The sequence below is a fragment of the Microbacterium sp. zg.Y1084 genome (assembly GCF_024623595.1).
GTDB lineage: Bacteria > Actinomycetota > Actinomycetes > Actinomycetales > Microbacteriaceae > Microbacterium > Microbacterium wangruii.
This window is the reverse complement of record NZ_JANJGV010000009.1, coordinates 239,156-253,176: the sequence shown is the minus strand read 5'-3', so window position 1 is coordinate 253,176 and position 14,021 is coordinate 239,156. Positions and strand designations below refer to the sequence as shown.

The window sequence follows — 14,021 nt, the reverse complement described above, 5'->3', positions numbered from 1 at the left end:
GCTACGCCGCGCACTTCTCGATCAGCCACTGCGTGGTGCTGTTCTCGATCCCGAGGCACGGGTCGAAGGTGAACACCACGAGCGTGCCCAGGACGATCATGAAACCGGCCGACAGCCAGATCGCCCACACCAGCACGCGACGGGCCTTGGGTCCGGTGACGTAGTCGTTGACGATCGTGCGCATGCCGTTGGCGCCGTGGATGAACGCCAGCCACAGCATCAGCACGTCCCACCACTGCCAGAACGGCGAGGCGAGCTTGCCGGCGACGAACGCGAAGTCGATGCCGTGGATGCCTTCGCCCAGCATCAGGTTCACGAAGAGGTGGCCGAAGATCAGCACGACCAGCAGCACGCCGGAGACGCGCATGTAGATCCAGCCCCACTTCTCGAGGTTCGCGCCCTTCTTACGGGGCGTCGAGTGCGGCGTGCGGGGCGCGGCGAGGGTCTCGGAAGTCATCAGTGGTCTCCCCATCCGGCGGCGAAGACGATGGACAGATGGCGCACCGTGAAGGGCACCAGGGTCACCAGCCAGAGGGCGAGGACGCCCCACCACAGCTGGCGCTGGTAGCGCGCACCCTTGGACCAGAAGTCCACGAGGATGATGCGCAGCCCGTTGTAGGCGTGGTAGGCGACGGCCGCGACCAGCACGACCTCGCCGATGCCCATGATCGGGTTCTTGTAGGTGCTCATGACCGCGTTGTACGCCTCGGGGGCCACGCGGATCAGCGCCGTGTCGAGCACGTGCACGAGCAGGAAGAAGAAGATCGCAACACCGGTGATGCGGTGCAGGACCCACGACCACATGCCCTCGTTGCCGCGGTACAGGGTGCCCCGCGGTGTTCTCGACGTGGTCTCGGTCACCGACGGTGTGAGGCGTGCTGGTGCAGCCACTTTCGTCCTCCATGATCGACAGGGGGTTGGCGGCTCGCTCTCACGATCGGGGGCGTCGTCCGCGGTGCGCCACAAGGGACGCGCCTCCATCCTATTCCCGCGGATCGAGTGCTGGGCGACGGCGCGGGCCGGGGCGTCCGGCGGCAGGGTCGGCCGATAAGGGGTCCGGATGTGTGGTGTCGATAGCCTGGGGGTATGTCCCACACCATCCCGGACTTCTACGCCGTCATCCCCGCGGGGGGCATCGGCAGCCGGCTGTGGCCGCTGTCGCGCGCCGACGCGCCCAAGTTCCTGCACGACCTCACCGGCTCCGGCCAGACGCTGCTGCGCGACACCTGGGACCGGCTGGAGTCGCTGTCCGGTGCCGACCGCATCGCCGTGGTCACCGGGCGCGCGCACCGCGCCGCCGTCGAGGAGCAGCTGCCCGGGATCCCCGATCGCAACGTGTTCCTCGAATCCGAGCAGCGGGAGTCCGCCGCGGCGATCGGGTTGGCCGCGGCCGTGCTGGTGCGGAGGGAGCCCGACGTCATCATCGGCTCGTTCGCCGCCGATCACGTCATCCGCGGCACGCGCACGTTCGAGTTCGCGGTGCAGCAGGCCGTCGCCGTGGCACGGGACGGGTACATCTGCACGATCGGCATCCAGCCCTCAGAACCCTCGGTGGGGTTCGGCTACATCAAGAAGGACGGCGAGCTGATCGTCGACGGCGCCCCGGAGGCCGCGATCGTCGAGCGCTTCGTGGAGAAGCCCGATCTCGAGACCGCGAAGGAGTACTTCGGCGACCGCTCCTACCTGTGGAACGCGGGCATGTTCATCTCCCGGGCGGATGTGCTCCTGGCCGAGCTCGCCGAGAATGCGCCGGAGCTGCACGCCGGACTGCTGGAGCTCGCGGAGGCGTGGGACGACCGGGAGCGTCGCGGTCCCGTCGTCGACCGGGTGTGGCCGACACTTCCCAAGATCGCCATCGACTACGTCGTGGCCGAGCCGGCGGCCGAGAAGGGTCGCCTGGCCGTGATCCCCGGTCACTTCGACTGGGACGACGTGGGGGACTTCGCCAGCCTGGCCAAGCTCAACTCCCACGGACGCAACGAGCTGGCGATCCTGGGGAAGAACGCCCGCATCCTCTCGGATGCGGCCAGCGGGATCGTGGTGAGTCAGACCTCTCGTGTCATCAGCCTGATCGGCGTGCAGGACATCGTGGTCGTCGACACCGAGGACGCGCTGCTGGTCACCACCAGTGAGCACGCCCAGCGCGTGAAGGGCGTTGTCGATGCCCTCAAACTCACCGGCCGCGGGGACGTGTTGTGAGCTCTCTATGACGCGATGATTGCGTCTTTGTAACCATTGGCCATGAAGGGGCGATGTGGTCAAGGGCATCGCGTCACAGTAGGTAACTTTCAACTGGCGTCGCGAAATCCGCGGCGGCCATCAATGTGGAGGCTGCATTGACCATCTCGACCACCAAGAAGGTCCTCGGCGCAACCGGCGCCGCTGCGCTGCTCGTCGCCCTCGCCGGCTGCGGAACCGCGCCCGAGGAGAACACCGGCGGCAATGCCGCACCCGAGCCGGCAGACGACTTCAAGCCCTGCCTGATCTCCGACGAGGGCGGCTGGAACGATCGTTCGTTCAACCAGTCGGCCAAGGAGGGCATGGACCGTGCTCTCGAGGAGCTCGGCATCGAGGGCATCGAGATGGAGTCGACCTCGCCCAACGACTACGCGCCGAACCTCGAGACGCTCGTCTCCGAGGGCTGCTCGTTCATCGTCTCGGTCGGCTTCAACCTCTCGGCCGCCACGGTCGAGTCGGCGCTGGCCAACCCCGAGATCGACTACGCGATCATCGACGACTGGGCCGACAACGACTTCGACGGCGCCACCGACGCCCCGAACATCAAGCCCCTCGTCTTCGACACCGCGCAGGCGTCGTACCTCGGCGGCTACGCCGCGGCCGCCTGGTCGGCTCAGAACGACGTGAACAAGGTCGGCACCTTCGGCGGCATGCAGATCCCGTCGGTCGCCGTGTTCATGGACGGCTTCGAGCAGGGCGTCGACAAGTACAACGAGGACAAGTCCGGCTCCGTGCAGGTCTTCGGCTGGGACACCGCCGCACAGGAGGGCGCCTTCACCGGCGGCTTCGCGGCCAACGACACCGCCAAGCAGACCGCGCAGGGCGTGCTCGACCAGGGTGTGGACGTCATCCTCCCCGTCGGTGGACCGATCTACCAGAGCGCCGCGGCGGCCATCGCCGACGGTGGCCTGGATGTCGTCATGCTGGGCGTGGACAAGGACCTCGCCGTGGCCGATGAGAGCGTCACCGACGTGACCCTCGTGTCGATCATGAAGGCCATCGACGTGGCCGTGTACGACGCAACGCTCGAGGCCGCCGGCGGCGACTTCGACGTCGAGCCGTACGTCGGCACGCTGGAGAACGAGGGCGTCAAGCTCTCCGGATTCCACGACTTCGAGAGCGAGCTGCCCGAGGGCCTCGCCGACGAGCTGGCGGCGCTGCAGGAGCAGATCATCGCCGGTGACATCACGGTGGAGTCCCCGAACTCTCCGTGACCTTCTGAAGTCTCGCTCGGGGCGGGCAGCGCTCGTCGCTGCCCGCCCCGAGCATGTCCATGGACAGGGAGAGCCGTTTTCCCCGCGAGGCGGCTCCTGGAATAGGGTGCAGTTATGAAGCTCGAGCTTCGCGGAATCACCAAACGATTCGGCAGCCTCGTCGCCAACGACAGGATCGATCTCACCGTGAATCCGGGTGAGATCCATGCGCTCCTCGGCGAGAACGGTGCCGGCAAGTCCACGCTGATGAACGTCCTCTACGGCCTGTATCAGGCTGACGAGGGCGAGATCCTGCTCGACGGGGTGCCGCAGCACTTCCGCGGGCCGGGTGACGCGATGGCGGCGGGCATCGGCATGGTGCACCAGCACTTCATGCTGATCCCGGTGTTCACCGTCGCCGAGAACGTCATGCTGGGCCACGAGTCCACGAAGGGCTTGGGCAGGCTCGACCTCGCCGCCGCCCGCGCGCACGTGCGCGCCGTGGCCGACCGGTTCGGGTTCGAGATCGACCCGGATGCCACCGTCGGCGACCTGCCGGTGGGTGTGCAGCAGCGCGTCGAGATCATCAAGGCGCTCTCCCGTGACGCGAAGGTGCTCGTCTTCGACGAGCCCACCGCGGTGCTCACCCCGCAGGAGACCGACGAGCTGATGACGATCATGCGCCAGCTGCGCAGTGAGGGCACCTCGATCGTGTTCATCACGCACAAGCTGCGCGAGGTGCGCGAGGTCGCTGATCGCATCACCGTCATCCGCCACGGCGCGGTGGTCGGCGAGGCATCGCCGACGGCGTCGAACACCGAGCTGGCCTCCCTCATGGTCGGCCGCGCGGTCGAGCTGACCGTGCAGAAGCAGCCGCCGCACGTGGGCTCCGGCGGACTCGAGGTGCGCGACCTCCGCGTGCTCACCCTCAGCGGCGGCATCGTCGTGGACAACGTCAGCTTCGACGTGCGCCCCGGCGAGGTGCTCGCCATCGCGGGCGTGCAGGGCAACGGTCAGACCGAACTGGTCGACGCGATCGTCGGTCTCGCCGCCCGTGTGGAGGGCTCCATCAGCCTCGACGGCACGGAGCTGGTGGGAAAGAGCGTGCGCGGCATCCTCGATGCCGGCGTCGGCTTCGTCCCCGAGGACCGCAACGAGGACGGCTTGGTCGGAGGGTTCTCGGTCGCCGAGAACCTCATCCTGGACCGTTCGTCGGACAAGGAGTTCGTGCGCGCGGGGACGATCATGCGCCCGACTCTCGATGCGTTCGCGCGCGACCGCATCGCCGAGTACGACATCCGCACGCAGGGCCCGCACACCCTGGCCGCGACCCTCTCCGGAGGCAACCAGCAGAAGGTCGTCATCGCCCGCGAGCTCAGCCGTGAGCTGCGGCTGCTGGTCGCCGCTCAGCCGACCCGCGGCGTCGACGTCGGCTCCATCGAATTCATCCACAAGCGCATCATCGAGACCCGCGACAGCGGCGTTCCGGTGATCGTGGTGTCCACCGAGCTGGACGAGGTCACCGCGCTGGCTGACCGCATCGCGGTCATGTACCGCGGCGCGATCGTCGGCGTCGTCCCCGGCGACACCCCGCGCGACATCCTCGGCCTCATGATGGCCGGCGCCAGCGACCCGGAGGTGGCAGCATGACCGGCACGACGCCCGGTCCCGACGACGTGACCAAGGGGCTGCCGCCCGAGCAGCTCCCGCCGGTGAACAGCCCGCTCGCGGGTGAGCCGCAGATCCCGCCGCCGCCGCGGACCAACGTCTTCTTCAAGGATCTGCTGCGCGGCAGCGCGTTCACCACGATCCTCGCGATCGTGCTGGCCATGATCGTCGGCGGCATCCTGATCGCCTTCACCGACGAGGACGTGCAGGAGGCGGCCGGGTATTTCTTCTCCCGCCCCGGCGACACCTTCAGCGCGATCTGGCAAGCCGTCTACGGCGGATACGAGGCGCTCTTCCGCGGCGCGGTGTTCAACCCGCGCGGTGCGGACTTCGCCGCCCAGATCCGCCCGCTGACCAGCTCGCTGGGCTTCGCCGCACCGCTCATCGCGGCCGGTCTGGGCGTGGCGCTGGCGTTCCGCGTCGGCCTGTTCAACATCGGCGCCCGCGGCCAGATGCTCGTCGGCGTGATGTTCGCCGGGCTGTTCGCGTTCAACCTCGACCTGCCGTTCTTCCTGCACATGCCGCTGACGATGCTCGCGGGCATCATCGGCGGTGCCCTGTGGGGCGGCATCGTGGGTGTGCTCAAGGCACGCACCGGCGCGCACGAGGTGATCCTCACGATCATGCTCAACTACGTCGCCTACTACCTGCTGCTGTGGATGATCCGCACCCCCGGACTGCTGCAGAAGCCGGGAACGAACCAGCCCATCTCCTCGGCGACGCCGGAAACCGCCCAGTTCCCCGAACTGTTCGGCGCGGCGTTCCCGCTGCTGGACTGGGGCTTCGTCATGGTGATCATCGCGACGATCGCGGTGTGGTGGATCGTGGAGTTCTCCAGCCTCGGCATGCGCCTGCGTGCCGTGGGTGAGAACCCGCACGCCGCCCGCGCCGCCGGCATCAACGTCAAGCGCATCTACGTGTACGCCATGCTCTTCGCCGGCGGCCTGGCCGGCCTCGCCGCGATGAGCCAGATCCAGGGGTCGGTGACCTCCGGCTTCAGCGGATCGATCGACGCCGGCATCGGGTTCGACGCCATCACCGTGGCCCTCCTCGGTCGCAGCCGGGCCTGGGGCACCTTCGCCGCCGGCATCCTGTTCGGCGCGTTGAAGTCCGGCTCGTTCTCGATGCAGGCCCAGGGCATCCCCGTCGACATCGTGCTGGTCGTGCAGGCGCTCATCGTGCTGTTCATCGCGGCGCCGCCGCTGCTGCGCGCGGTGTTCTTCCTTCCCAAGACCGACGTCGAGAAGGCGGCCAAGGCCAGAGCCAAGGCCGCGAAGAAGGCGGTGGCGGCATGAACGCGCTCGCATCCACGGCGCCCAACCCCGGCGCCCTGCAGCTCGGCACCGTCAAGGAGCGGCACCTGAAGGTGCCCGTGGTCCTGGCGCTGGTCACGGTGCTGCTGGCCGCACTGTTCTTCTTCGCCCCGCGCGATGGTGTCAGCACTTTCCGCCTGGGCGACGCCTCCTCGGCGATCGCGCTCCCCAACGTCGAGCTGCCCACCGCACCCACCAGCTGGCTGCTGGTCGTGCTGCTGCTGGCGCTGACGGCCTGGGCGGCGTGGGATGCCTGGTCGTACCGTCGCCCGCCGCTGTGGCTGATCATCGTCTTCTCCGTGCTCGGCGTGTTCGCCTTCCTGGTGTGGGCCGCCGCGGGCGGACTGGTGCCCGTCACCGGTCTGCTGTTCGGGGCGATCTCCCTGTCGGTGCCGCTGGTCTTCGGCGCCCTGGGCGGGGTCATCGGCGAACGGGTCGGCGTGGTCAACGTCGCCATCGAGGGCCAGCTGCTGCTGGGCGCCTTCTCGGCGGCGCTGCTGTCCAGCATCACCGGAAACCCCTTCATCGGCCTGATCGGCGCGATGATCGGCGGCGTGCTGGTCGCCTTCGTGCTGGCCGCGTTCGCGATCAAGTACCTCGTCGACCAGGTGATCGTCGGTGTCGTGCTGAACGTGCTCGTCACCGGACTCACCGGCTTCCTCTACGGCGCGCTGCTGGTGCCCAACGAGAACACGCTCAACCGTCCGGTGCGCTTCACGCGGCTGGAGATCCCGCTGCTGAGCGACATCCCGATCATCGGACCGGTGCTGTTCAACCAGACGTTCCTGGTGTACCTCATGTACATCACCGTCGCCGTCGTGGCGTGGGGCCTGTACCGCACCCGCTGGGGACTGCGTCTGCGCGCCGTCGGCGAGCACCCGCAGGCCGCCGACACCGTGGGCATCAAGGTCAACATGTCCCGCTTCTGGAACGTGTCGCTGGCCGGTGCGATCGCCGGCGTGGGCGGGGCGTACTTCACCCTGGTGTCGGTGCCGCAGTTCGGCAAGGAGATGACCGCGGGTCTCGGCTTCATCGCCCTGGCCGCCGTGATCTTCGGCCGCTGGGATCCCATCCGCGCCGCCCTGGCCGCGCTGCTGTTCGGCTTCGCGACCAACCTTCAGAACCTGCTGACGGTGCTGGGCACGCCCATTCCGAGCGAGTTCATGCTCATGCTGCCCTACGTCGTCACGATCATCGCCGTGGCCGGGTTCGCCGGCCAGATCCGCGGACCCGCGGCAGCCGGCAAGCCATACATCAAGGGATGACACTGACATGACCGACATCGATTGGGACCATCTCCGCGCCGTCGCGACGGAGGCCATGGAGCGGGCGTACGCCCCCTACTCGCGGTATCGGGTGGGTGCTGCGGCCCTCGTCACCGACGGCCGCGTGGTGGCGGGGTGCAACGTGGAGAACGCCTCGTACGGGGTGGGCCTGTGCGCCGAGTGCGCGCTGGTGGGCGACCTGCAGATGTCCGGCGGCGGACAGCTGGTGGCCTTCGTCTGCGTGAACAACGACGGCCAGACGATCATGCCGTGCGGACGCTGCCGGCAGCTGCTCTACGAGTTCTCGCTGCCCGGCATGCTGCTGGAGACCGTCTCCGGCATCCGCACGATCGACGAAGTGCTGCCCGACGCGTTCGGGCCGCGCGACCTGGAGGAAGCAGCACGATGAGCACGCCCGAGCCTTTCGACGCCGTCGACGTCATCCGCGCCAAGCGCGACGGGGGAGCCGTCCCCGAGGACGCGCTGCGCTGGATGGTCGACGCCTACACCCGCGGCTACGTCGCCGACGCGCAGATGGCGTCGTTCGCGATGGCGATCCTGCTCAACGGCATGCAGCGCGACGAGATCCGCGTGCTCACCGACGCCATGATCGCCTCGGGCGAGCGCATGAGCTTCGGTGGCCTCGGCAAGCCGACCGTCGACAAGCACTCCACCGGGGGCGTCGGCGACAAGATCACCCTCCCGCTGGCTCCGCTCGTGGCCTCGTTCGGCGTCGCCGTGCCGCAGCTCTCGGGGCGCGGACTCGGCCACACCGGCGGCACGCTCGACAAGCTCGAATCGATCCCCGGATGGCGGGCGGCACTGACCAACGACGAGCTGTTCGCGCAGCTGCGTGACATCGGCGCGGTCATCTGCGCCGCCGGGTCGGGCCTGGCGCCGGCGGACAAGAAGCTCTACGCGCTGCGCGACGTCACCGGCACGGTCGAGGCGATCCCGCTCATCGCCTCGAGCATCATGTCCAAGAAGATCGCCGAGGGCACCGACGCGCTCGTGCTCGACGTGAAGTTCGGCGGCGGCGCGTTCATGCGCGATGTCGACAAGGCTCGCGAGCTCGCCCGCACCATGGTCGCGCTCGGGACCGACTCGGGAGTGGCGACCACCGCCCTCCTCACCGATATGAACACCCCGCTCGGGCTCGCGATCGGCAACGCCAACGAAGTGCGGGAGTCCGTCGAGGTGCTCGCCGGCGGCGGTCCCGCCGACGTCGTGGAGCTCACCGTCGCCCTCGCCCGCGAGATGCTCGCCCTGGCCGGTCAGCCCGATGCCGATGTCGAGGCGGCGCTGCGCGATGGCCGCGCGATGGACACGTGGCGCGCCATGATCCGCGCCCAGGACGGCGACCCGGACGCAGCCCTGCCGGTCGCGCGCGAGACCCACACCGTCACGGCGACCTCGTCGGGCTTCGTCGCCCGGCTCGACGCGCTGCCCTTCGGCATCGCCGCCTGGCGGCTGGGGGCCGGGCGCGCCCGTGCCCAGGACCCCGTCGTGCACGCCGCCGGCATCGACCTGCACGTGAAGCCCGGAGACGCCGTCCGCCCGGGGCAGCCGCTCTTCACGCTGCTCGCGGATGACGCCCAGCGCTTCGACCGGGCGCTGGACGCCCTCGACGACGCGTGGGAGATCGGCGACACTGCAGTGGCGCGCACTCCGCTCGTGCTCGAACGCATCACCGCCTGACCCGGCATCCGAACGAAGGAATCTCCATGGCCATCGACCAGCACGGCGACGTCCAGCTGCAGGGACGCTCTCTGCGCGCACTGCCCAAGGTGTCACTGCACGACCACCTCGACGGCGCGGTGCGCCCGGCGACGATCATCGAACTGGCCGACGAGATCGGGCTGGAGGTGCCGGAGAGCGACCCCGGCGAGCTGGCGGATTGGTTCGAGGAGCGCAGTGACTCCGGCTCTCTCGTGGAGTACCTGAAGACCTTCGACCTCACCACGGCGGTCATGCAGACCCGCGAGGGGCTGACTCGCGTCGCTCGGGAGTTCGTCGAGGACCTCGCCGCCGACGGCGTGGTCTACGGCGAGGTGCGCTGGGCGCCCGAGCAGCACCTCCAGGCCGGGCTCACGCTCGAAGAGGCCGTGGAAGCGGTGCAGGAGGGCATCGAAGAGGGCGAGGATGCCGTCGAGTCGGGTGGCCGCGACATCCGCGTGGGCCAGCTGCTCACCGCGATGCGCCACACCGACCGTTCGATGGAGATCGCCGAGCTGGCGGTGGCGATGCGCACGCGCGGAGCCGTGGGCTTCGACATCGCCGGGGCCGAGGACGGGTTCCCGCCGGCAATGCACCGTGCCGCGTTCGACTACCTCGCGGCGCACTTCTTCCCCGTGACCGTGCACGCGGGGGAGGCGGCCGGGCTGGACTCGATCCGCTCCGCCCTCATCGACGGTCGCGCGCTGCGGCTCGGGCACGGGGTGCGCCTGGCGGAGGACCTCGAAGTCGTCTCGCGCGAAGGCGAGGAGGTGTTCGTGCAGCTCGGCGACCTCTCCCGCTGGGTGCGCGACCGGGAGATCCCGTTGGAGCTCTCTCCCTCGTCGAACCTGCAGACCGGCGCCTCGTCGAAATGGGGCACCGATCTCGCGGACCACCCGTTCGATCTGCTGTACCAGCTCGGCTTCTCGGTCACCGTGAACGTCGACAACCGCACGCAGAGCCGCACGTCGCTCACGCGAGAGCTCGCCCTGCTGGCCGAGACCTTCGAGTACGACCTCGACGACCTCGAGGCGTTCCAGCTGAACGCGGCCGCGGGCGCCTTCCTCAGTGTGGAAGAGCGCGAGGAGCTCATCGAGATCATCGCGGAGGGCTTCGCCGGCTGACCGCGTCAGCGGTCGATCGCCGCGGCCCGCCGCCGGCGCGCCACGCGGGGATGGGCGGTGAGGTACTCCTCGAACGCCTCGGCGCTGGTGCGCGACGGGGTGAACCCGAAATCCTGCTTGAGCGCGTCGTTCGCGAGCACCGGACGATGGCGGAGGAAGCCGACCTGTTCGGGGCCGTGCACCGTCAGGCGCAGCGCCTGTGCGAGGCGGAGCGCCGCCGCGAGCAGGCCGGGCGGCACCGTCACCACCGGCTTGCCCAGCCGGGAGGCGATCTCGCGGACGGTGAGGCACCCGTCGCCGGCGACGTTGTAGACCCCCGGCGGCCCGTCGGTGGCCGCCCGCGCCATCGCGGCGGCGACGTCGTCGACCCACGCGAAGACGAAGGGGGAGTCCGATCCCCGCACGGCGAGGATGCCCGGACCGTCCCACAGTGCGGTGATCTGGTTGCGCACGCTGGGGCCGAGGATCGTCCCGATGCGGAACACCGTCTGCTCCAGTTCGGGGTGGGCCATGCGGTACGCGGCGAGGAGCTGCTCGACGAGGCGCTTGTGCTTGGCGTACGGGAACTCCTCGTTGCCGCGCACCGGGTGGTGCTCGCGCAGCCAGGGCGGGTTGTCGGCGTGGTAGCCGTATGCCGCGCCGGACGAGGACACGACGATGCGCCGCACGTTGGTCTCCAGACACGCCTCCAGCACGTGGCACGTCCCATCGACGTCCACGCGGTACTCCTGGTCGTGATCGCGCCCGGGGCTCACGATCGCGGCGAGGTGGACGACGACGTCGATCCGATGGCGCCGCAGCACCGGGTCGACCGTGTCGCGCCGGGTCACGTCGAGGTGCTCGTGGAGGACTCCGGCCGGCGGGTCGACGGGGGAGCGCACGTCGCCCGCGACCACGAGGTCCACGCCCGGCACCTCTGCCAGGGCGGCGATCACATGGGTGCCGAGGAACCCCGCGCCGCCGGTCACGAGCACGCGGGCGCCCCGGCGAGCGCCGGCATCCGCCGTGCTTCGGGCCGGGTCCTGGCCGGTCATGCCGCACCTCCCGCCGCCGCGTCCGTCCCGCTGCCGGGCGCCGCGCCGGTGGCCGGGCGGCCGCCGACGTCGGATGCCGCCGCGTGCCGCGAGGCGTCGCCCTTCGCCGACCCGGTGCGTCGTCGCGTGTGCCGGGCCCACAGCCCGGCGACGACGAGCCCGGCCACGATGTCCCAGATGCCCCACCAGCCGGCGACGATCGCCATGCCGCCCAGGCCGCCGAAGAAGCTGAACACCAGCCCCAGCCCGAGTCCGGCGTTTCGGATGCCGACTTCGAATGTCACCGCCTTGCGCTCGCGCGTGCCGAGACCCCCGACCACCGCGGTGCCGTAGCCGATGGCCAGCGCGACGGCGTCGTGGATCGTGACGACGAGGACGATGACGCCCAGGAACGCCACGAAGTAGCCCCAGTTGCCGATGAGGGCGGCCAGGATGAAGCCGAGCAGGGCCAGGAGCGAGAACCATTTCACGAACGGCTGCGCCCGCGCGGCGACCCGCGGCAGCTTCGCCCGCACCGCCAGGCCCACCAGGAACGGCAGGCCGATGATGAGCAGGATCTCCAGAAGCATCTGCCAGCCGTTGAGCGAGACCGTCGCGAGCAGGGCACGGGTGTCGGGCCGCAGCGATCCCCAGAAGGCGATGCTGAAGGGCAGGGCGACGATGTAGAGCAGGTTGCCCACCGCCGTCATCGACACCGAGAGCGCGACGTTGCCTCCGGCGCGGTGGGTCAGCACCTGCGAGATGTTCCCCGGTGGACAGCAGGCGACGAGGATCATGCCGAGCGCCATCGACGCGGTGACCGGCAGCAGCAGCGTGAGGCCCAGGGTGACCGCGGGGAGCACGAGCAGCTGCGCGAGGATCGCTACGGCGAACGGGCGCGGCTTGCGGGCGACGACCCGGAAGTCGTCGGGGCTGGTGTCCAGCGCGATCCCGAGCATGATGAGCCCCAGCACGACGTTGAGGATCATGAGGGTGCCCGGGGTGAAGTTCAGCACCACGTCGTCGGGAGTCATGCCCTGCTCCTTCCCCACGCGGCCCGGACGCCCCGCGCAGCGCGTGCCGCCGATCTGCGCACGCGGTGCGTCACCCGGCGCGATCCCGCACCTGCCTCCCCGTCGCCCGCGCCCGCGTCCGTGCCGCCGAGCCCGGCCGTCGCCGCCTGCACGGCGCGGCGGTAGGCGTCTTTGTTGACGTAGTAGGACATGCGCTCCAGCCCCAGATACCGGTAGCCGCCGGTGAGATCGGGCCACGGGCCGGCCGCCACCCGGCGGCGGAAGTCCCGCTGCACCGCCTCCGGCGCGGTGAGGTAGGCGGCGATGAGCTCGGCCTGCTCATAGCGGCCCTGCCATCCGATGCCCGAGGCCTCGATCATGCCCATCACGAACAGGCCGCGGAACGCCGGCGGAAAGACGTTCAGGTACAGCTGCGGCGACCAGCCCGTCCAGTTCAGCTCGGCGCGATCGACGAAGGGATAGTCCAGCGTGTAGCCCGTCGCCAGCAGCACGGTGTCGTACTCGCCCCGGGTGCCGTCACGGAAGTGCACCGTCGAGCCCTCCCACCCTGCGACGTCGGGACGGATGCGCAGGTCGCCCTGACCGAGGTGGTTCAGCAGCATCGTGTTCACGATGGGGTGCGACTCGTACAGGCGGTGGTCGGGGCGGGGGAAGCCGAAGCGCGTGGGATCGCCCGTGAAGGCACGCAGCACGCGGGTGTCGATCGCCTGCTTCAGCCGCGCCGGCAGCGGGCGGCCCTGGTTGAGGGTGTCGGCCGGCCGGCCGAAGAGGTAGCGCGGCACGAAGTGGTAGCCGCGGCGCACGCTCATGTCGACGGATGCCGTATGGTGCACGGCATCCACGGCGATGTCGCAGCCGGAGTTGCCGGCGCCGATGATGAGCACCCGTCGGCCGGCGAGGGCGGTGGCGCTCTTGTACCGGCTGGTGTGGAGCAGCTCGCCGCTGAACGTGCCGGGGAACTCCGGCACGCGGGGATGGGCGAGGGTGCCGTTGGCGAGGATCACGCCGGTGTGGCGCTCGCTGGTGGCGCCCTCCGGCCCGGTGGCTTCCACCGTCCAGGTGCCGTCGGGCTCGCGCGTGACCGCGGTCACGGTGGTGGCGAAGCGGAAGCGCCCCGTGAGATCGAACCGGTCGGCGTAGTCGCGGAAGTACTGCAGCAGCGCGCGGTGCCCGGGGTAGTCGACGCGGGTGCGCATCGGGTACTCGGCGAACTGGGTGGTCGTGCGCGACGAGATCAGGTGGGCGGATTCGTACATGCTCGATCGGGGATTGTCGATGTCCCAGAGGCCACCCACGCCGTCGGCGGCCTCGTACCCCACCACCTGCAGCCCGGCCTTCGTCAGCGCCCGCGCGGCGGCCAAACCTGATGGGCCCGCGCCGATGACGGCATAGTTCGCACGCATGATCCCCCAGACGTCGTCGTCTGGGTCGATGTTAGCGGCTGTTCACTGAGACGG

13 protein-coding genes are annotated in these 14,021 nt (G+C 69.7%); 8 read left to right on the top strand and 5 right to left on the bottom strand.

The genetic code is table 11. The features are described 5' to 3' along the window. Position 1: 1 nt before the first annotated feature. The gene (locus NQ165_RS11550) at positions 2-457 is read right to left on the bottom strand and encodes a succinate dehydrogenase hydrophobic membrane anchor subunit (RefSeq protein WP_257526480.1); all 456 of its coding nucleotides are present in this window, start codon (positions 455-457) and stop codon (positions 2-4) included. After that, positions 457-891: a succinate dehydrogenase, cytochrome b556 subunit gene (gene sdhC, locus NQ165_RS11545; RefSeq protein WP_257526481.1), complete on the bottom strand. Its 435-nt coding sequence runs from the start codon at positions 889-891 to the stop codon at positions 457-459. The genes NQ165_RS11550 and sdhC overlap by 1 nt, the downstream gene beginning before the upstream one ends. A 195-nt stretch (positions 892-1,086) precedes the next feature. Between sdhC and NQ165_RS11540 the strand changes: the two genes are divergently transcribed. The 8 genes from NQ165_RS11540 (at position 1,087) to NQ165_RS11505 (ending at position 10,517) form a co-directional block, all read left to right on the top strand. After that, positions 1,087-2,199, top strand: coding sequence for a mannose-1-phosphate guanylyltransferase (locus NQ165_RS11540; RefSeq protein WP_257526482.1), 1,113 nt, complete (start codon positions 1,087-1,089; stop codon positions 2,197-2,199). Positions 2,200-2,336: 137 nt separating this feature from the next. Further along, on the top strand, positions 2,337-3,452 hold the full coding sequence (locus NQ165_RS11535; RefSeq protein WP_257526483.1) for a BMP family protein: 1,116 nt from the start codon (positions 2,337-2,339) through the stop codon (positions 3,450-3,452). Positions 3,453-3,566: 114 nt separating this feature from the next. Further along, on the top strand, positions 3,567-5,081 hold the full coding sequence (locus tag NQ165_RS11530; RefSeq protein WP_257526484.1) for an ABC transporter ATP-binding protein: 1,515 nt from the start codon (positions 3,567-3,569) through the stop codon (positions 5,079-5,081). Beyond that, positions 5,078-6,394 (top strand): ABC transporter permease, encoded by a 1,317-nt coding sequence (locus NQ165_RS11525; protein ID WP_257533523.1) that lies wholly within the window; start codon positions 5,078-5,080, stop codon positions 6,392-6,394. Before NQ165_RS11530 ends, NQ165_RS11525 begins: the two co-directional genes overlap by 4 nt. Continuing rightward, entirely contained in the window at positions 6,391-7,677 is a 1,287-nt protein-coding gene (locus NQ165_RS11520) for an ABC transporter permease (protein WP_257526486.1), read from the top strand. The genes NQ165_RS11525 and NQ165_RS11520 overlap by 4 nt, the downstream gene beginning before the upstream one ends. Before the next feature lie 7 nt (positions 7,678-7,684). Continuing rightward, a complete protein-coding gene (locus NQ165_RS11515; protein WP_257526487.1) occupies positions 7,685-8,086 on the top strand; it encodes a cytidine deaminase in 402 nt (133 codons plus the stop codon). After that, a complete protein-coding gene (locus NQ165_RS11510) occupies positions 8,083-9,375 on the top strand; it encodes a thymidine phosphorylase (protein ID WP_257526488.1) in 1,293 nt (430 codons plus the stop codon). Before NQ165_RS11515 ends, NQ165_RS11510 begins: the two co-directional genes overlap by 4 nt. 26 nt (positions 9,376-9,401) lie before the next feature. Then, entirely contained in the window at positions 9,402-10,517 is a 1,116-nt protein-coding gene (locus NQ165_RS11505; protein WP_257526489.1) for an adenosine deaminase, read from the top strand. 5 nt (positions 10,518-10,522) lie between these two features. On the opposite strand, the gene NQ165_RS11500 is transcribed toward NQ165_RS11505, so the two are convergent. Genes NQ165_RS11500 through NQ165_RS11490 form a run of 3 tightly spaced genes read right to left on the bottom strand, consistent with a single transcriptional unit; the run spans position 10,523 to position 13,967 of the window. Then, positions 10,523-11,551 (bottom strand): NAD-dependent epimerase/dehydratase family protein, encoded by a 1,029-nt coding sequence (locus tag NQ165_RS11500; RefSeq protein ID WP_257526490.1) that lies wholly within the window; start codon positions 11,549-11,551, stop codon positions 10,523-10,525. Further along, positions 11,548-12,564 carry a bile acid:sodium symporter family protein gene (locus NQ165_RS11495; protein ID WP_257526491.1) on the bottom strand — a complete coding sequence of 339 codons (1,017 nt, stop codon included), beginning with the start codon at positions 12,562-12,564 and terminating at the stop codon, positions 11,548-11,550. The genes NQ165_RS11500 and NQ165_RS11495 overlap by 4 nt, the downstream gene beginning before the upstream one ends. Continuing rightward, positions 12,561-13,967, bottom strand: coding sequence for an NAD(P)/FAD-dependent oxidoreductase (locus NQ165_RS11490; RefSeq protein ID WP_257533521.1), 1,407 nt, complete (start codon positions 13,965-13,967; stop codon positions 12,561-12,563). Before NQ165_RS11490 ends, NQ165_RS11495 begins: the two co-directional genes overlap by 4 nt. Positions 13,968-14,021 lie beyond the last annotated feature (54 nt).